At 39.7% G+C, this 19,114-nt stretch carries 22 protein-coding genes and 1 pseudogene; 2 read left to right on the forward strand and 21 right to left on the reverse strand.

The features are described from left to right. Positions 1–10 precede the first annotated feature (10 nt). The 19 genes and pseudogenes from rbfA to O3611_RS06875 all read right to left on the reverse strand — a co-directional run bounded on the left by rbfA (position 11) and on the right by O3611_RS06875 (position 15,942). Positions 11–361, reverse strand: coding sequence for a 30S ribosome-binding factor RbfA (gene rbfA, locus O3611_RS06785; protein WP_075227613.1), 351 nt, complete (start codon positions 359–361; stop codon positions 11–13). A gap of 251 nt (positions 362–612) precedes the next feature. Next, positions 613–3,366, reverse strand: coding sequence for a translation initiation factor IF-2 (gene infB / locus O3611_RS06790; RefSeq protein ID WP_371608173.1), 2,754 nt, complete (start codon positions 3,364–3,366; stop codon positions 613–615). A 16-nt stretch (positions 3,367–3,382) separates the two neighbouring features. Further along, entirely contained in the window at positions 3,383–3,682 is a 300-nt protein-coding gene (locus O3611_RS06795) for a YlxQ-related RNA-binding protein (protein ID WP_223140590.1), read from the reverse strand. After that, complete coding sequence (gene rnpM / locus O3611_RS06800; protein ID WP_000857562.1) at positions 3,675–3,968, reverse strand: RNase P modulator RnpM; 294 nt, start codon at positions 3,966–3,968, stop codon at positions 3,675–3,677. Before rnpM ends, O3611_RS06795 begins: the two co-directional genes overlap by 8 nt. A gap of 22 nt (positions 3,969–3,990) precedes the next feature. After that, a complete protein-coding gene (gene nusA / locus O3611_RS06805; protein ID WP_075230030.1) occupies positions 3,991–5,127 on the reverse strand; it encodes a transcription termination factor NusA in 1,137 nt (378 codons plus the stop codon). A 42-nt stretch (positions 5,128–5,169) separates the two neighbouring features. Next, positions 5,170–5,649 carry a ribosome maturation factor RimP gene (gene rimP / locus O3611_RS06810; RefSeq protein ID WP_000338687.1) on the reverse strand — a complete coding sequence of 160 codons (480 nt, stop codon included), beginning with the start codon at positions 5,647–5,649 and terminating at the stop codon, positions 5,170–5,172. 243 nt (positions 5,650–5,892) lie between these two features. Continuing rightward, positions 5,893–7,062: a glycoside hydrolase family 3 protein gene (locus O3611_RS06815; RefSeq protein ID WP_371608174.1), complete on the reverse strand. Its 1,170-nt coding sequence runs from the start codon at positions 7,060–7,062 to the stop codon at positions 5,893–5,895. Between the two features lie 175 nt (positions 7,063–7,237). Beyond that, complete coding sequence (gene trmB / locus O3611_RS06820; protein ID WP_075230032.1) at positions 7,238–7,873, reverse strand: tRNA (guanosine(46)-N7)-methyltransferase TrmB; 636 nt, start codon at positions 7,871–7,873, stop codon at positions 7,238–7,240. Beyond that, positions 7,870–8,664 carry a cell cycle regulator CcrZ gene (ccrZ, locus tag O3611_RS06825; RefSeq protein WP_371608175.1) on the reverse strand — a complete coding sequence of 265 codons (795 nt, stop codon included), beginning with the start codon at positions 8,662–8,664 and terminating at the stop codon, positions 7,870–7,872. Before ccrZ ends, trmB begins: the two co-directional genes overlap by 4 nt. Before the next feature lie 161 nt (positions 8,665–8,825). Further along, the gene (locus O3611_RS06830) at positions 8,826–9,437 is read right to left on the reverse strand and encodes a lysostaphin resistance A-like protein (RefSeq protein ID WP_371608176.1); all 612 of its coding nucleotides are present in this window, start codon (positions 9,435–9,437) and stop codon (positions 8,826–8,828) included. 29 nt (positions 9,438–9,466) lie between these two features. Further along, a complete protein-coding gene (gene blpZ, locus O3611_RS06835; RefSeq protein WP_060955300.1) occupies positions 9,467–9,715 on the reverse strand; it encodes an immunity protein BlpZ in 249 nt (82 codons plus the stop codon). Positions 9,716–9,756: 41 nt separating this feature from the next. Then, the gene (locus O3611_RS06840; protein WP_371608177.1) at positions 9,757–10,446 is read right to left on the reverse strand and encodes a lysostaphin resistance A-like protein; all 690 of its coding nucleotides are present in this window, start codon (positions 10,444–10,446) and stop codon (positions 9,757–9,759) included. A gap of 212 nt (positions 10,447–10,658) precedes the next feature. After that, a complete protein-coding gene (locus O3611_RS06845; RefSeq protein ID WP_371608178.1) occupies positions 10,659–10,970 on the reverse strand; it encodes a role in replication in 312 nt (103 codons plus the stop codon). 325 nt (positions 10,971–11,295) lie between these two features. Next, positions 11,296–11,412, reverse strand: a pseudogene (locus O3611_RS06850) (type II CAAX prenyl endopeptidase Rce1 family protein); the annotation flags it as partial. 391 nt (positions 11,413–11,803) lie between these two features. Further along, positions 11,804–12,208, reverse strand: a complete 405-nt coding sequence (locus O3611_RS06855; protein WP_371608179.1) for an immunity protein — start codon at positions 12,206–12,208, stop codon at positions 11,804–11,806. 327 nt (positions 12,209–12,535) lie between these two features. After that, entirely contained in the window at positions 12,536–12,892 is a 357-nt protein-coding gene (locus tag O3611_RS06860) for a hypothetical protein (RefSeq protein WP_371608180.1), read from the reverse strand. Positions 12,893–13,507: 615 nt separating this feature from the next. Continuing rightward, positions 13,508–14,848: a sensor histidine kinase gene (locus O3611_RS06865; RefSeq protein WP_371608181.1), complete on the reverse strand. Its 1,341-nt coding sequence runs from the start codon at positions 14,846–14,848 to the stop codon at positions 13,508–13,510. A gap of 13 nt (positions 14,849–14,861) precedes the next feature. After that, complete coding sequence (locus O3611_RS06870; protein ID WP_371608182.1) at positions 14,862–15,599, reverse strand: response regulator transcription factor; 738 nt, start codon at positions 15,597–15,599, stop codon at positions 14,862–14,864. Positions 15,600–15,603: 4 nt separating this feature from the next. Then, on the reverse strand, positions 15,604–15,942 hold the full coding sequence (locus tag O3611_RS06875) for a LytTR family DNA-binding domain-containing protein (RefSeq protein WP_248034717.1): 339 nt from the start codon (positions 15,940–15,942) through the stop codon (positions 15,604–15,606). Between the two features lie 276 nt (positions 15,943–16,218). Between O3611_RS06875 and O3611_RS06880 the strand changes: the two genes are divergently transcribed. Next, a complete protein-coding gene (locus O3611_RS06880; RefSeq protein WP_049549671.1) occupies positions 16,219–16,548 on the forward strand; it encodes a hypothetical protein in 330 nt (109 codons plus the stop codon). A 306-nt stretch (positions 16,549–16,854) separates the two neighbouring features. Here the strand turns inward: O3611_RS06880 and O3611_RS06885 are convergent, their stop codons facing one another. Both O3611_RS06885 and O3611_RS06890 read right to left on the reverse strand, forming a co-directional pair. Then, positions 16,855–17,904, reverse strand: coding sequence for an ABC transporter permease (locus tag O3611_RS06885; protein ID WP_049548358.1), 1,050 nt, complete (start codon positions 17,902–17,904; stop codon positions 16,855–16,857). Then, positions 17,901–18,632, reverse strand: a complete 732-nt coding sequence (locus O3611_RS06890) for an ABC transporter ATP-binding protein (RefSeq protein WP_371608183.1) — start codon at positions 18,630–18,632, stop codon at positions 17,901–17,903. Before O3611_RS06890 ends, O3611_RS06885 begins: the two co-directional genes overlap by 4 nt. A gap of 67 nt (positions 18,633–18,699) precedes the next feature. On the opposite strand from O3611_RS06890, the gene O3611_RS06895 reads away from it, so the two are divergent. After that, entirely contained in the window at positions 18,700–19,110 is a 411-nt protein-coding gene (locus O3611_RS06895; protein WP_049548356.1) for an HIT family protein, read from the forward strand. Positions 19,111–19,114: the final 4 nt, after the last annotated feature.

Below are 19,114 nucleotides of genomic sequence, written 5' to 3' on the forward strand. Positions count from 1 at the left end.
CTCTTTCTGCTTAATGTTTATCCAGATTGCGTAGCATCTCGTCAATCTTGTTTCCATATTCGATGGATTCGTCTTTGACGAAAGTTAAGTCTGGAATTTTGTACAATTTCAAATTGCGACCAAGTTCACGTTTGATAGTACCAGTTGCTTTTTCAAGTCCGACTTGAGCTTTTTGATTATCTGAAGCAAGGTTACTCAAAATAGTGTAGTAGACCTTAGCAACAGACAAGTCACCTAGCATCTGAACATCAGTGATAGTCACACCTTGGACACGAGGATCACGGACTTTCTTTTGCAAAATCTCATTGACTTCGCGTTTGATTTCCATGCCTACACGGTCTGTACGGAAATGATTTGCCATACTTTTTTCCTTTCTCTCAATTGAACCAAAAGCTAGGCCAGCAGACCTAGCTTTTTTTAAACTTATTGATTTTCAATTCAAATTGAAACGAAGTGCAATTTGAACTCATCCGCTTCTTTCGCCGTGGTGAAAGTGCTAGAACTGATTTATCAGTTCTAGCACAGGGGATTTTTGAGACTCTAGGCTCAAAAATAAGCAATGAAACCATGGGTTTGCTTGCGTCCCTCACCACCTGAGAAAGGAGCAAAAAATTATCTCTTGATTTCTTCCATGATGTAGGCTTCAATCACATCATCCATCTTAAGATCATTGTAGCCGTCAATCATGAGACCACCTTCACGGCCGTTTGTAACTTCTTTAACGTCATCTTTATAGTGTTTTAAGCTAGCTAGAGCACCATCGTAAATAACGACACCATCACGGATAACACGGACTTTAGAGTCACGGGTAACTTTACCGCTGGTAACCATGAATCCTCCGATTGTTCCCACTTTAGATACCTTGAAGGTTTCTCGGATGATCGCTTCACCGATAACTTTTTCTCTAAATTCTGGGTCAAGCATCCCTTTCATGGCTTCTTCCATCTCTTCGATCACCTTGTAGATGATGCTGTGGAGACGGATTTCTACATCGTCAGCTTCTGCTTGTTGACGAGCTTGTGGTGTAGGACGTACGTTGAAACCAATGATAAAGGCATTTGAAGCCTCGGCAAGAGTCACGTCAGATTCGTTGATGGCACCGACAGCTGCATGGACGATAGTAACTTTCACGCCCTCAACATCAATTTTTTGAAGTGAGGCAGAAAGTGCTTCAACAGAACCTTGTACGTCTGCTTTGATAATGACGTTAACTGACTTGAGTTCGCCAGCTTTAAGGGTATCAAAGAGATTTTCAAGGCTGACACGTTGTGTAGCTTGACGTTGCTTCATAAGAGCACGTTTAGCACGTTCTTCACCAGCTGCACGAGCAGATTTTTCATCTTCGTAAACGGCAAAGTGGTCACCAGCCATTGGCGCTTCGTTCAAACCAGTGATCGATACTGGTGTTGATGGGCCTGCGACCTTCACACGACGTCCAAGGTCGTTGGTCATTGCACGAACACGTCCGAAAGTATTTCCGACAACGATTGGGTCTTGAACGTTCAAAGTACCTTGTTGAACAAGGAGGGTTGCAACTGCACCTTTTCCTTTATCCAAACGGGCTTCGATAACAGTACCGATGGCACGAACAGTTGGGTCAGCCTTGAGTTCTTGGAGCTCAGCCACAAGGAGGACTGTTTCCAGCAACTCATCAATATTTTGGTTGAACTTGGCTGAGATTTCTACAAACTCAGAATCTCCACCCCAGGCAGTTGACATAACACCGTGTTCAGCCAATTCACCGATCACACGTTCTGGGTTGGCACCTGGTTTATCGATCTTGTTAATGGCTACGATGATTGGAACATTAGCCGCTTTTGAGTGGTTGATGGCTTCGATAGTCTGAGGCATTACCCCGTCATCTGCCGCTACGACCAAGATGGTAATATCGGTAACAGAAGCACCACGCGCACGCATAGAAGTAAAGGCCGCGTGTCCTGGTGTATCAAGGAAGGTAATCTTCTTACCATTTTCTTCGATCTGATAAGCACCGATATGCTGAGTGATACCACCAGCTTCTCCCGTAGCAACACGAGAATTACGAAGGGTATCCAAAAGGGTTGTTTTACCATGGTCAACGTGTCCCATGATCGTTACAACTGGTGGACGCTCTACGAGTTCATCTTCATTGAGATAACCCTCTTCAGCAAAGAAACGTTCGATATCAGCATTGTCCACTTCAACCTTTTGTTTAGCTTCAATACCGTAATCTACCATGAGGAGTTCGATTGTTTCACCGTCCAAGGACTGATTTTGTGTCGCCATCACACCCATCATGAAGAGTTTCTTAACAATCTCAGCTGGTTCGCGTTTGATACGTTTTGCGATTTCCGCAACGGTCATACCATCTGTATATTCAAATTCTGTTGGCAATTCATGGAACTTACGCTCTGTAACAGGTTTTGGTGCCTGATTACGGTTGTTTTGCTTATTGCCTTTTTTATTCTTTTTGTTATTGTTCCAGTTACTATTTCTTTGATTTCTCACTTGATTTTGACTACTTCGATTCTTTTGTTGTTTTCTAGGACCATCTTCTTCGTGATCGTAATCATCACGATCTTTGTCTGGTCGGGCTTGTTTCTTACGACGTGTATCCACTACAGGTTCTTTAGCTGCAAGAGCTACTTCAACCACTGGTTGAACTGGCTGCGCTTGTTCAGCTAACTTAGCAGCTTCTTCAAAGATTTCCTCAGGTTCCTTACGTTTATTTGCTTGGGCCAAGGCTTCTTTAGCTGCTTGTGACTGTTTGAAGCGTTCCTCGCTTGAGCGTGCGTATTCGGCATTTTGCTCTGCCTTCAGGGCTGCTGCACGAGCCTTGAAATCAATGCGTGGTCCAGCCTGATTTGAACGTTTGTCCTCTTGCTGACGGCGATCATTCCCACGATTTTGCTGACCTTGTTGTTTTTTACCTTGATCATTAAAACGACGGTTGTCGCGGTTTCCTTGACCTTGTTTGCCACCGTTACGGTTATCATTTTTTTGACGATTCCCATTTTGTTGATGGTCACGGTTATTACCCTTATTTTGCTTGCGTCGTTCAGCCTGCTCTTTTGCACGTGCTTCACGCTCAGCCTTAAAATTTCGACTCTGCGGTTTTGCTGGTGCCACTTTTTCTTCTTTAGGGGCAACAGCTGCAGCTGGTTTTGCCTCTTCCTTAGTGACAACTGGCTTTGGAGCCACAGGTTTCGATTCTACCTTTGGAGCAGGAGCAGGTTTAAAACTTGCTACGATTTTTGAAGCAGCTGCTTCCTCCACACTTGATGAGTGGCTTTTTACATCCAAGCCCAACTCTTTTGCACGCGCTACAACTTCTTTACTTTCTTTTCCAAGTTCTTTTGCGATTTCGTACAATCTTTTCTTAGACAAATCATGTCCTCCTCTTCTATTCCATAAGAGACCTCATTTTCTTTGTAAATCCAGCATCTGTCACAGCCAAAACTTTTCTTGATTTTCCGACTGCTATGCTTAATTCCAGTGTTGAAAACACGGTAATAACTTCTACTTGATAATAATGACTTTTATCCTGAATCTTCTTGGTCAGGTTGGGACCAGCATCATGGGCGAGAAATACCAGTTTTACTTTCTGGTCTTGGATAGCCTTGACGACCATTTCTTCACCCGAGATGATTTTCCCTGCTCTCTGAGCAAGACCCAAGAGATTGGCAATTTTTTGCTTATTCAAGTCCTAACTCTCTTCTTTTCACTTTGTGATCAACATAGGCAATCAACTCGTCATAAAAGCTTTCTTCAACTTCCATACTAAAGCTACGGTTAAAGACTTTTTTCTTTTTGGCCTCAAGGGCTTCTGCATTGTCTAGCTTGATATAAGCACCACGACCATTAGCCTTGCCTGTCGGGTCGATAAAGACCTGTCCCTCTTTGTTCTTGACAATACGGAGCAAGTCACGCTTATCAATCACTTCATTAGACACAACAGACTTACGCAAAGGGATTTTTCTAGTTTTCATCCTTCCCTCCTCTGATCAGCTCTTATTCTTCGACCAATTCATCTGCTTCTACCTGGTCAGCTTGTTCTGCTGCTTCCATGGCTTCAAACTCACTTGCAGACTTGATATCGATACGGTAGCCTGTCAAATGAGCTGCCAAACGAACGTTTTGTCCACGACGACCAATCGCAAGAGAAAGCTTGTTATCTGGCACAACGACCAAGGCACGTTTGCTGTCGTTTTCATCAAAGATAACTTGGTCAACTTCTGCAGGAGCGATAGCATTGTAGATAAATTCAGCTGGATCTGCTACCCATTCGATAACGTCGATGTTTTCTTCGATTGGAACCATACGATCGCTCTTGGCATCGTAGCGAGCTGGGTGGAATTTGCTAGTAATTTTCTTGATGTTAGCACCACCACGTCCGACGATTGTCCCGATCGCATCCACGTTTGGATTGTGGCTACGAACAGCAACCTTTGTACGGTCACCTGCTTCACGAGCCACGCTCATGATCTCAACTGTTCCGTCATAAACTTCAGGAATTTCTTGTTCCATCAAGCGTTTGATCATTTCTGGATGGCTACGGCTCACAAAGACGTTCACACCACGAGGATTGTCTTCAACCTTGTAGACATAAACTTCGATACGATCGTGAGAAGCAAAGACTTCTCCCGGGATTTGATCTTGTTTTGACAATTGAGCTTCGATGCTGCCAAGGTTGACATAGATAAAGCGATTGTCGAAGCGTTCCACTGTACCTGACATGATTTCTTGCTCATGCTCTTTGTATGTGTTGTAAGTGATAGCACGTGTTTGCTTACGCATTTTTTCCATGATGGTTTGTTTTGCAGACTGGGCTGCTACACGACCAAACTCTCCTGGTGCTTCTTCAAATTTAATCTTGTCCCCAAGCTCGTAAGCTGAGTTAATGGCAAGAGCATCTTTCAAGCTGATTTCCAAACGGCTATCAAATACTTCATCAACAACTTCACGAACAGTATAAACTGTAAAGTCACCTGTTTTTTCGTTGAAATCAATGGCTACACTATCAGACTGCCCATAGCGTCTGCGATAGGCTGAACGAAGTGATTCCACCACTGCATCAATGATGTCTTCTTTTTTGATTCCCTTGTCTTCTTCCAAAATGCGGAAGGCCTCTAGCATTTCTTTACTCATCTTCTATTCACTTTTGAATCTTCAAAAGCTTCCTTTCTTTTACTATAATTTTACTGCTAAACGTGCTTTCGATACCAAACTGTATGGGATTTGGACTGTTTTCTTACGAGTCTTGTCCATATATTCCATAGTCAACTCATCCTCTTCAAAGGCTAGCAAGGTTCCTTCAAAGACCTTTTGCTTATCGATGGCTTGGTAAAGTCCAACATGGATGTATTTCCCAACTGCTCCAGCGACTGCTTCCTTGGTTTTCAAAGGACGCTCCAAGCCTGGACTGGTGATTTCTAGGAAATATTGTTCTGGGAAGGGATCTGGCTTGATAGTATCTAGGACAGGACTGATGATTTCTGTCAAGTCCGCTGTGTCGTTCAAGGTAATTCCCTCTGGTTTATCTACAAAAATACTAAGAATCATGTCACTGCCAATCTTTCCGTACTCGATATCCACGAGTTCAAAGGGAGCTTCAATGACAGGTTCTACGACTTCTCTGACTAATTCTACGATAGTTGCGATTGCGTCCACCTCCTCATAAGCAAGAGGCGAAGATATTTCCCCGCCTCACTTTCTCATATTCTTACTTATAGTATAGCACTTTTGACTACTTATGTAAAGTATAAGCACTCAGAAGGCTTGATTTTAAGCTTGTTCTTAAAATTCTGCACGATTTTCCAGAAAAGAATCTATTATGGAGAGACGAGAGTGTCCCCACCGAGCAATCTGAATTCCTTACAAATCAACCACCCTCATCAAAACAACAGATCCTTTTCAATCTTTCACCTCTTTTGACTGTGAAATTCCTAATAACCCCAAATCATATTTCCATGATAAAATGCGTCTCACAGATTCATCAATACGATCTTCTGTCAGCTCCCCAGAGGAGACTTTCTTTAATAAATAGGGAATCTGAGTCTGGTATGAAGACCCTAAAATTAAGTCATTTCCGGCTAGAATCACTTGGAAAGCAGCTTCATCCTGATTAACAAAATCAGCTAATCCTGCCATATCTAGATCATCCGTCATAATGACACCTTTAAAATTCAGTTCCTTGCGAAGAATTTCATTGATTTTGGGTGAGATAGAAGACGGAACTGTATCGATTTTAGTCAGGATGTTGTGAGATACTAAAACACTATCTGCACCAGCATCTATGCCAGCTTGAAAGGGGAGAAAATCTGCTTGTCTTAATTCATCCAGAGAACGGTTGTCTTGGATAATAGCAGTATGGCTATCTCCATTATCACCATATCCAGGAAAATGCTTCAAGGTTGACCCAACCTTGTTTTTTTGAAGTTCTGTTACAACCTCCTCAACATAACTTGCAGTCGTTTGGGCATCTTGTCCAATGGTTCGATCATAGATGAAGGCTGATGGATTGCTGGCAAGATCTGCAACTGGAAAGAGTCCAGCATTGATACCAACAGATTTTAGTAGCTCTGCCTTCTGCCTAGTATCAGAACGGATTGCCTCCATCCCACCCTTTTGATAAAGTTCCAAAGGAGATTGGAAAGGAGTATCTAAAATCGAACTGATACGAGTCACTGTTCCACCTTCCTCATCTGAACCAATTAATAAAGGAATCTTTGAAGTGGCTTGGTAGCGACTTGTTAAAGCCTTGATATCCTCTAGGGTTTGTCCTTGAAAATCTCTCCCAAACAAGAGATAACCTCCAAAATGATAGGACTGAAGGTCTTCTAGCTGATGACTAGAAGGAACCCTAGCCCAGAACAACTGGCCTACTTTTTCTTCCAAAGTCATCGAGACTAATCTTTCTTCAACAACCTTATTCTTCTCTGTTTCACTAGTTTGAGTAGTTTTCTCAGTTTTTTCTACTTGAGACTCCACTTGTCTATGATGTTGATAGTCGGCCAAAATCAAACCACCTATCACAAGGAAAAAAAAAAGATAGACTACAATCGGTTTTATTCTTCTTCTCATAACTCCTTCATTATACCACTTATCCGGTTGCAAGTATACAGTTACCAAAATCTCGAATGAACTAACAGCAAACTAAAAGAGCTTAGCCCCGTGCAATAGAGAACTAAACCCTTGGAAAATTATATATCTAACTTTTTTGGTTATGATAAAATTTTTGATTAACATATTTTTTACATTAAAACTGAGCCTCAACTCGGTAGATAACTTGACCCTTACTTGAGAATTTTTCTTCATATTCAGTCATGACATTACCTTCAAAGTCGCTGGCATGCAAGTCTAACCAAACTCCATTGAGCTTCATGCCATATTGAGAAAAGCTCACTAGGCTATATTCAAACAAGCCACGGTTATCCGTTTTGAAATGAATCTCACCGTGTTCAGGCAAGATACGCTTGAAGGTATCCAAGAAACTCTTATAGGTTAGACGACGCTTTTCATGGCGTTTTTTAGGCCACGGATCTGAAAAGTTCAGGTACAAGCGATCAATCTCACCATCTTCAAAGTAGTCGGTCAAATCAGAACCATCAACCCACAACAACTTAATATTGGGTACAGCGACTTCCAAGACCTTGTCCAAGGCATAACTTAAAACAGACTTTTGGATATCAATCCCGATATAGTTGATATTAGGGTTTTGTTTGGCCATACCTGACACAAAGGCCCCTTTACCACTACCAACCTCAACATGGATAGGATTGTCATTTCCAAATAAGTCTCGCCATTTTCCTTTGGCTTCTAAAGGATTTAAGACAACATACTGAGGATTAGCCTCTAGTAATTCTGTTGCCCCTTTACGATTTCTAACTCTCATCTCTTCTTTCCATACTTGTCACGGAAGATACGCAAGGCATAAATCTCCCGATTGACATTTTCTAGATCTTCATTTGTATAATATTTGGCAATCTGGCTCAAGAAGGATAACTGAGCATACCAAAATAGTTTGCTGATGACTGTCTGGTTGTATTTATAACCGTAATAAGTCAACCACTCTTTCCACTGATAGTCTGGAATATAGTGACATAGCATATGCGCTACATCAAACATGCGATCCGTTAAACGAACGGAATCCCAATCCACTAAATAAATAAGACCGCTCTCTGTCTCAATCCAATTACTATGTCGTACATCTCCATGAACGATCGTTGCATAATCTTCCCTAAAGTTTGGCAAACTTCCGCGCAAATCCTCTACTACCATTCTTAGATATTGATTGTTCTTCAAGGATTCGGGAGCATCTTTTAACCAAGCCTGAAGCAAGTCTAAAGGTGTTTCTAAAGAATAACCCAAACGAGTCAATTGCGTCATCAAAGGACGCGAACGATGCAAACGACTCAAAATATTGATAATCTGCTTGCGATTCATATCATAAGGGGTCAAAATTTTACCATTCAACCATTCTTGGGCACACATATCACGCCCATCCGATAAACGGCGAGTCCATAATAATTGAGGAGCGATTTGTTCCTTGGCTAAACCAGGTAGGATTGGAGAGGTGTTCATTTTAATAAAGACGCGCTTCCCATTAGGATAGCTTCCCATATAAGCTTTCCCGCTTTTCCCAGGTATAGGGGTCAGCGTTAGCTCAATATCACCCAAGTCCATTTCTTTCCTCCGTATAAAGTTTCCTTACTATTCTACTAGTTTTTAGGCTATTCGTCAACCAGTCCAGACCTGATTCTCAAATAAAAGCCTCTGGGGTGGGGTGGGTTATCATTATAGAAAGAAAAAGGTAAGCACAATCTCCTACTTACCTTTCATGATTTTTATAAATAAAATAAGAGCGGCCAACTGTTGTAAAACATATGGACTAGAGTAGAAACCCATAGATTTTGGCTCTTTTTATAAGCAAAGCCCAGTAACAAGCCCCCAAGTAGATAAAAAATAAACGAAGGGACATTAGAAGGTCCATGCATGAAAGAAAAGAGAGAGGAAGTTAGAACAAGCCCCAACCAAGAATTTTCAAATATAGCCCCCTGAAGAAGTCCCCTGAAAATGAGTTCCTCCTGGATGGGTCCAAAAACTGAGGTAGTCAAAATCAAAGACAGAGAAATTCCTCTGCTGACTTCCGCCAAGTGTTGAACTCCCGCGCCAGAAGAAACAGCGAAGAAACGAATATAAATTAGCGTCTCAAGCACACTTAGAAGAAAGGTTACAATGAACAGCAAAAGTTCTTTCTTACTTAACATCCCAAAAGAAATCATTTCAAACTGTCTAGCATAAGCAACACTCAGCAAGGTTACAAGAAGACTTACAATAATCAGTGCAGATTCATTTTGAAAAAAATCTCCATGGTTAATCGTATAAGGAACTGTAATGACGATTATTAGTACTAAAAATCCAAAACATAAGGCATGAAATTTATCAAAAAACTCCATCAAATTATCCTCCTCAACAAACAGACTTCCTACATGTCATCCTTTAGTTCTAGCCTTTCCAAAACAAACCATTTTAACAACCAAAATCCGACCACATAGCCAGCCCCTAAGAATATAGCTATTAAAGCTAACATGGGATTCAGGAAATAAAAGACCACCACAGATACAAAGGTTAGCACAAAAACATTAAAGGCAATGGTGTCAGAAGCCAAGTCTAGAATATAGGGCGTCAACCAGTCTAAGGTTTTTGAATCTAGGAAAAATAAGTGTTTATACATGATGACCTCCTCTATGGCTGAAAAGTAAGCCTTTGGTTTTTTTACCCCAAGACCCTATGTAGAAAAGTGAGCAAAAATGGTAAGTTTGCGATGATATTATTGATGATATGAATCGTATAAGAAGGATAGATAGTCTTGGTATAGCGTGTCAAACCACCAAATATACATCCAACTGCTGTATAAACCAGAAGATCTAGTAGACTAGGAAAACTTGAAAAATGAGGTAAGGCGAACAAAATCGACGGAAATAGAATATCCAGTCCCCATCTTGAATTCTTAAAGAAGGCATGTTGAAGTAGTCCCCTACATACCAATTCTTCCATCAGAGGTCCTAGCACGATTAAGGTTAGGTAAACACCGAACTCCGCAAAATTGGTCTCACTATAGACAATAAACAAATTCCAACTTTCGTTTGTCCCCTGAACATGTTTAGCTGTCAGATAGTTAAAGCTTATAAGCACGACAGCGGCTAACATCGTCAGAACAGAATAGCTCAACCACTTTTTCCTAGGGATACAAAAGAGATAAGCATGACCCGACCTGATCAAAATCCAAACCATCAGGCCAATAAAGAGAAGGCTGATGATGTTTCGAATCCAGATGACATTTCCTACCCAAGACGAGAACTCCCAATAATTTCTCCAAAATTGGGTTGTCCAAAACAATCCGAAAAACAAAAATAAATAAGAAAGGACTGCACTAGTTTTGAAAAGAATAGAATATTTTTTCATAGAAACTCCCTAATGGCTTTGCTATCGTAACTATCAACAATTATCATTTAATTCTCCACATTCAGTCTCGGTAGCTATCACAATGACTTTGATAAGCTAATACATCTACCCTTGTGTACTTTTGTTGCTGCTAAAAACTTTATATTTTTCATCATCTAGGCAGTCAATTCTTTTCAAAATGATAGACCATCATCTTTTTCTACCTAATCATTTTATAATACTTGATAGTCTCGATGAAAAGCCTTGGCAGATACCACTCGATGATTTGTGAGGTCAAGATAATCTCCTGGATAGCCAAGGACATACATACTATAACCAGCAAAACCTCCTCCTGCTGTTCCGACTAGACCAATTTTGAGATTGGTTACAAGAGAAGACTGAAGTCCTGCCATTAAAATTCGGACATGATTGTCTAGCCATACTATGTAATTCTTTTGCAAGGCGTCTTCTACCCAATCTGGTTTAGGAGTATCTTTACCAATTTCCCAAACTTCTACTATTTGATTTTTATATTTTGCTTGCATCTTTTTAATCTTTCAGGACTCTTGCGGGATTTTTATGTTCTTCTTACCTGGTCTATGTCTTACTAGACTATAGATCGTAACAGGAGTACTCACCAGTACAAGAACATTTCTCCATAGTTCTGTTGAAATCATGAGTACTCTTATACAAAGAACAAGAGATATCAATATTACTACAACTCGGGCAAAGCAATCTAAAAAATACACATACTTTTTCATCTGATTCCTCCATCTATTGATTTCACATCTACCAGGTTAGTTCCCTAGTCACTATGGCGTTAACTGACCATCCTCTATATTCCTTTATAAATTTAACCACTGTCAACTACTAGAAGAATGATAAACAATTGTAACAGATATGGACTAAAGTAGGCACCGATAGGTTTTGACTCTTTTTATAAGCAAAGCCCAGCAACAAGCCCCCAAGTAGATAATGGAAAAATGATCCATTCTAGACCTATAAAACTTCTATGTTCAAGATTCAAAGTGGCTGTTTCTCCATTTTTTTATTGAACTTAATGAAGATATAAACCGAAACAAAGTATGCTAGTGCGTCCATTACATAATACCACTCATTTCCCCTAAGCGGATAAAGACAAGTTTGCATGATTACATACAAGATGACAATCGTTATTATTTTTTTCACCATAAGAATCACTCCTCGATTTCAGTTTAGCATTGGTATCCTTGTGATTTTTCACTTTTAGGATAGCACTACTTTTTTAGGTTTTGCATCCAAATCTTGAATGGTCATCAAAAACTCTTAAATTACAAGAACTTCTTTTTTAAAAAAACCAGCAGTCTGAAAACACGGCCTGTAAGTTCTTTTTGTGATCTTACTTTTTATAATACTTCAAGCCCCAAATGAGTAGCAGCATGATAATCAAGCAGAGAATAGAACCAATATAGCCAATCAGTTGCTGATAGGATTCGGCTGCTGTGATTCCTCTATACAAACAAATAATAGACATAAAGCATGTCAATCCGATGAACATAAGTTGGTTGGTTCTAGGACTAACCAAATCATCATCTTCAAACTCTCTTATTCTCATCTCCCTAGTGAGATAAACAGTGACCAAAATGGAAGCTAAGTTAATAACCACTAAAAGAAATTGGAAAACTAAGGAAAAATTTAAAAACTGACGAGAGAGAAATAGATAAGTAGAGACAAGCAAGGGCAACTGACCTAGGAACAATCTCGCAAGGAAGGTGTTCCGTTTTTTAGCAAGAATAGTTTTCATTTCTTTGCTCCTTTCTTTTTCATTAAAGCAAAATAGATTATAACTGCAATCAGATAGGCTATGGTATAAAATAAATGATACCAATTACTCTCCCCAAGCGGAGACATGATTAGATACAAGATGAAAATGACAAGTATTTTTTCTTCATAAGACTTCCTCCTAAATATTTGTTGAGCAAGAACCTTTACACTGCTAGTATAGCACTCCTTTTGACAGTAATTCCCCCAAATCATGAATGGTCATCAAAATCTCCTAAATTGTAGAAAAAGCAAGCACGGAAAACATGCTTGCCCTAATAAAACTTAACAAATTAAAATGCACTCATCCTTACTTCCCTTTCTTCTGATACATTCTCATGATAGCTAGGACGATAAAGACTAGCCAGCTTGCTAAAACTAGTAGAGTGAGGCCTGTATGTATGATTTCAGGTGTCCTCTCTATTTGGCTGATGAGACGGACTAAGGACATCACTGCCATCTGAATGAGGAGTATGGATTCCGCCCTAACCAATGATGTCTGCTGATTTTCAACTGCATGTAAAAAGGCTGGTAGCAAGACACAGGTTGTAACAATTATAATCAGATTAGCTCCTGTACCTTCTCCCTCCTTGACTAGAGAAAAAATGAGAAGATTTGATAGGATGATTAGTAGAGAACAAGCTATAAAATAGGATTTCTTATTCATATAGGATACCTCACAAACTAGAGTATATATTATTTTTGGTTTCTGAATGATATTCATTATTTTGGTAAGGAGAAAGTTCTTTGTTCAATTCAAGATGTTTCAATAACCATTCAAGATTTGGATGAAAATTTTTTAAAAATAGTACTATACTAAACTTGTCAAAGTTGCAACAAGACAAAAAAGAAATGTATTAATCTTATAGGTTTTATTCATAGTAAATACCTATAAGGTATATTGTATGGACCAAGTTAGAGTGTATATCAATTTTGTAAAATGGGGGTGGGGGCTTGATGAAATTTCAAAACTGTAGTTCGCAATTTGGCCTATGTTTATTTGGTCTGTACATAGTTGTAGAGCATCAGGATTTATTAAACTTTATTATTGGAGGTGTGTTAATTATTACTTCCATTATATCGTGTCATGTTAATTATAAGAAATACAAAAGGAGAAAAAATGATTGATTTAGCTATTAAATTTCAAAAATTAGAAACCTCTCCCGATGGTTGATGATAGAGAAAATTATTTTATACAAGCAATTTACTGTAACTCAAAATTACTTTGATTAACTATTCAGCCATACAGACCGAGAAACAAGAATTCTCGGTCTTATTTTCATCATTCTGTATGTATCATAGTAAGCACCTGACGAAAGACTTGATCTTGACAGGTGGTATTGAGACTGGCATTGGGATAACTTTCCACAATCTTCATGACAGTATAGAGACCAACCCCTCGGTTCTCCCCTTTAGAACTAACTCCAAAGGAGAAGATTTTTGAAACATCTATGCCCTCTTCTTTGATGGAGTTTTCAATGATAAAGGTCTCCTGTGCTCCATTTTTTAAAAAGGCAATTGAAACGCGAGGTTGACTGGTCTCTAGACTAGCTTCAATAGCATTGTCACAAAGGATAGACACAATGGTTAGAAAATCAAGCAGGCTCATACTCTCGACTTGAATTTCCTCAGGAACTTCGACATTAAAGACAATATCCTTTTCTCTGGCTTTTATAAATTTTCCAGCTAGGAGACTTTTGAGGGCACGGTCCCGAACATTCACCAATCGTCCAAGGTCATATTTATTGTCCTGCAATTTCTGACTGGAGTCCTTCAAGACGGAGTCGTAGACCTCTTTTATCTGCTCCATATCCTCCTCTTCAATGCCCAGACGTAAGCTGGTCAAGAGGTTAGTGTAGTCATGGCGAAAACTCCGTACTTCCTTGTAAAGTTCCTCTATATGCCGACTATAGCGTTCCATATCTCTATAGCGCAAGGTCTGCTCTTGGTCCAATCTCTCATGGAGTTTGTCCTTCAAATAGGTATCCAATTTCTTAATAATTCCCATAAAAAAGAGCAAGTAAAAGACTAGGATGAGATGGCGAACAGTCTTTGATTGGATATCGTATGCATATTCAAAGTAAGACAGATTTTCCATGACTAGAAAGTAGGCCCCCATTATCCAGTTAATCTTAGTCAGGGACTTTTGAAAACCTTTATCTAGAATCTCCTTTCTCAAACTAGTAAAATCATAGTCCAACCATTTCAAGAAAGCTAAAACTATGAAGCAAACGAATAGCATAATCAATAAAAAGACAGGATTGCCATCTCCATCTACAATCCCTTGCCCCAAAAACGGAAGCACAAAATAAGAAACACTTCTGTAAAAGAGATCCATCAATACAATTGGAAAGAGACCATAAAAGAAAAGGAGTTTTTTAGGAAGCCCTCTTAACAGTAAGAAAGATAGACATATACCGAACAAAGGTTCTATAAAATAGGACAAATATTCACTTACATCCAAAAATTGAAAAGTCGCAAAAATGGCCCCTAGAAGAAATTTCAAAAGAAAAGCTTTAAAAATCCTCTCAAAAGTGAGACCAATTCCATCTACCTTAAAGAAAATGACAATTTCTAGTCCATTAATAACAAGAAAATACAACAATATCCAAGCAATGTTCATAAACTCTCCTAGCTCAATGTAAGTTATTGATAGCCTCAGACACTTCCCTGACCTTATAACGCGCTATCATACAACTTCCACCATTAGGAAAGAAAAGGAGTTTTTCTTTCTTATCCAAACGCACCACATTGGCAGGATTGATGAGAAAAGAGCGATGGCACTGCAAGAGACGAGGTTCCTGCTTGAAAACCTCCTCTAAACTCGCTGTAAATTCCAACCTGTCCGTCTTGGTATAGAGAATAACACGATGGGGTCTTGGAGACGTTTCGAGATAGTAAACCTCTTTAAAAGGATACTGAAATTGGGCGAATTTTGATTTAAAATAAAAGCAATCTTCCGCTAGACTTTTACTGTCTCGACTATTGGCATAGAGGAGGGCTGTCTCGATCCGAGCTTCAAATTCCTCTGCCGAAAGGGCCTTATCAATGTAGTCCAAAGCAGACACTTGGTAACGAAAGGACAGGGGCATAAACTCTGAGTGAGTCGTCACAAAGACAATCAGGGCATAGGGGTCCCGATCTCGAATCTTTCTAGCCACTTCTAGCCCTTTCATCTCTTCATTTCGAATCTCAATATCCAAAAAGAAAAGCTGATGCGCCCCCTTTTCATGCACTTCTGCCAGCAGTTGGTCTGGTTTCCCAAAGACTTCAAAAGAACTGGGAATGATACTCTGTTTTTTCAAAAGTTTTTCAATTGTCGTTTCAATTCTTGCTTGTTGGGAAAAATCATCTTCTAAAACAAAAATTCTCATCTTCTTACTCTCCTTCTTTCAACCATTTTTGGCGAATTTCTCTATAACGACGTCTGGAATACTGAACAGCATATCGACCTTCTTCTCCAAGAAAAAGAGTCTTTGATTGGAGTTCCATGGATTTTACTCGTTCAAGGTTGACCAGACAATTCCGATGACATCTCGTTAAGGTTTCCCCATATTGTTTCTCAAGCTTGCTTAAATTTTGAAACAGATCAAAGCTAGCTTCTTTAGTAAAAATCTGCACGGTATGGGCTTTACTTGGATGCGTTTGGATATAGTAGATATCCTTTATGTTTAATTTAAAAATTTCTTTCTCTTTTTGGATGATGATATAGTTCATGGATAAAACCTCCTGTAGAGAGGATATCATAAGTCTAGCAACTAATTTTCACCAAATCCTAAACGGTCCTCAAAAATTCCTAAAGTGTTGAATTTTTTACTAAATAACCATGATAACCTTACAACTATTTTATCATAAAATCCCGCTATTACCATTCAGGAAATTTCAATGACAATTAAAGATTTGTAGATAAAAAAAGAGTAAAAAGTGATAGGCTATGATTAGAAAGACAAAGGCTTAAAACAACTTTAAAACCATCACAAAGGAGGAATTCTCATGACAGAAACAGACCCAATCAAAAGAGCTCAGACACTGATAACTGAGTTAAACAAAGCCTACCAAGTCTGCAAACAGGCAACAACTGACGATGTCCGTTTCCAGGAGCAACTGGACAATATCCTCTGCTTTCTCTCTAAAGCTGAGACAGTGGATAATCGATTCTTGATTGAGCTGGAAAAATTTTACCAAACTTCCAGTCTTCTCATGGGCCTCAGTGCTCTCAATCCAGATGCCCCTACCCGTGCCGCTTGGAGAGCCTATGACCGCTTCCACTTTGACCAAGTCAAAACCAAGTTGAGTCTCTACGGGCCAACCCTTATCTTGTAATAGTCTTCAAAAATATTTTCAAACCATGTTAGCCTTAAAAATGGGATTTGAGTAACCTGCGGCTAGCTTCTGATTTGCTCCTTGCTATTCATTGAGGTTAGGTAAATAAAAATGGCGGTGTGACAGAAATTGATAGACAAAGTCTCGATTTCGTAGTCCCAGCCCCGCGAGGATGATTAGGAGCTTTTTGGAGTCTAAAAGACGAACAAAAAGTTCAATCAGCTACCGCGTCAAAGTTTGATTGCTAATAAAAAGTGAGGTCGGGATCTTTTGTCCCAACCTCATTTTTTTCTAATCTTATAAGATTTAGTCCTGCATCTGGCGTTTCACCTGATAAGGAAGATACAAGATTTGCAAGACCAGGCCAGCTCCAAGGAGGGCTAAAAGGGCTAGTTTTTCTTGGAGGGTAATCAACCCAACTAGCAGTTGAACCAATAAAACAAAACCAGTCAATCCTCGGACAACTGCCTGTAACCCTTTTTCCTTTTGTCCCTTGTTTAGCGGGAAAAGTTGGGTCAAATATTGGTAATCAAAGGCATGATAGAGGGCCAGCAACTGAAAGAGCAAGAGATAGTTAAATAAAACCACTACTGCTGCGGCTATCCAAGCTTGCTCGATAAAGATCAACGCCAGCAAGGATAGGAAGAGGAGACGAAGGCTGAGGGCAAAGAGGTCTCCATTTCGCAGATAAGAACGAAGATAGAGGTTCTGCCAGATCTTGCTCGGCACCTTCTGAACAACTTTAAGAATAAAGTCTAGATAGGCACGACGCTTGACGCTGTTTGAAATTCCCTTGACTTGGGTAAAGAGGGCAAAGAAGCGAAGCAAGAACTGCTTGCGTTTACTTTCTTGGGCAATCACATAGTCCCAGTCAAGATGATTTGCACTAAAAAACTTGCCAGCCTTTTTCTGAAACAGGAAATATTTCCCGACTCCCAAAAGAAGAACATAAACACCAAAAACTCCTAAGCCCAAGCCCATGGCTAAAAATAGAGGGGCAAAAAGAAGCAAAAAGAGAGTCTGTACACTAACCCAAAAGATGAAGGAAACTAGGCTGTGCTTTTGGATATGTTCTCTTACTTCTTCTTCAGCTACTAAGAGAAAGAGCTTATCAGGCGCTTCCACATAGGTCGCTATCCCACCCCAAAGTAAGAGTAAAACAGAGACAATCCCAATTAAACCTAGGATTGGTAAGTGATTCTCAGGAAAATGCTGGAGCAGTTGACTATACTGATAGGCTAGAAAACCTACCAAGACCAGTAAAAACAAGACAAAATGGTCATTGAGCACATAGCGCAGATAACCGACACACTCTTTACGAAATGCCTGCTTTCGCTTTAGAAACAAGTCTTTCATCGGTCCTCCTCTTTGGTCAAAGCCAAATAGATATCATTGAGACTTGCTTGAGGCATAGCAAAAGCTTGTCTCAACTCTTCAAGATCCCCTTTAGCTCTCACTTGACCTTTGTGAAGAATAACAAAAGAATCACACATTTTTTCAGCAGATTCAAGAACGTGGGTACTCATGAGGATAGACTTCCCTTTTTTCTTTTCAAGATCCAGAAGCTGAATCAAGTCAGAAATAGCCAAGGGATCAAGACCAAGGAAAGGTTCATCGACGATAAAGAGACTCGGATCCACTACAAAAGCACAGATAATCATGACCTTCTGCTTCATCCCTTTTGAAAAATGAACAGGGAACCAGTCCAATTTCTGGTCCAAACGAAACATTTTTAACAAGGATTCTACTCGCTCAAAAGCTACTTTCTGCTCAATACCATAGGCCATGGCAACCGTCTCGATATGCTCTCTGAGAGTTAATTCTTCGTACAAGCTAGGAGTTTCAGGGATATAACCAATTTTCTTGCGATAGCTCGTAGCATCCTCTCCTAGAGTCAATCCGTCAATCTTAATCTCCCCACTATATGGCGTCAAAAGACCAATAATCTCATTGATAGTCGTAGATTTTCCTGCACCATTCAAACCTATCAAACCTACCAACTGTCCGCTTTCAACTGTAAAGGACACATCTTTCAAAACAGGAACATGAACATAGCCCCCAGTCAGGTTTTTAATTTCTAACATATTTTCTCCAAATCTGGTATAATGTAGCTATATTATATCAAAATTCAATACAGTAGAGGTAGATTTTATGTCAGATTGCATTTTTTGTAAAATTATCGCAGGGGAGATTCCCGCATCAAAGGTTTACGAAGATGATCAAGTTCTTGCCTTCCTTGATATCTCACAAGTAACACCTGGTCACACCTTGGTCGTACCAAAAGAACACTACCGCAATCTTTTAGAAATGGATGCTACAAGTGCTAGCCAACTTTTCGCCCAAGTACCAAAGATTGCTCAAAAAGTCATGAAAGCTACCAAAGCTGAAGGTATGAATATCATCGCCAACTGCGAAGAAGTCGCTGGACAAACCGTTTTTCATACCCATGTCCATCTAGTTCCTCGTTATGGTGCAGATGACGACCTAAAAATTGACTTTATCGCACATGAACCAGACTTCGACAAACTTGCTCAAGTCGCTGAAACAATCAAAAACGCTTAAGGAG

It is taken from the genome of Streptococcus sp. 27098_8_91, from assembly GCF_041432385.1.
Taxonomy (GTDB): Bacteria; Bacillota; Bacilli; order Lactobacillales; family Streptococcaceae; genus Streptococcus.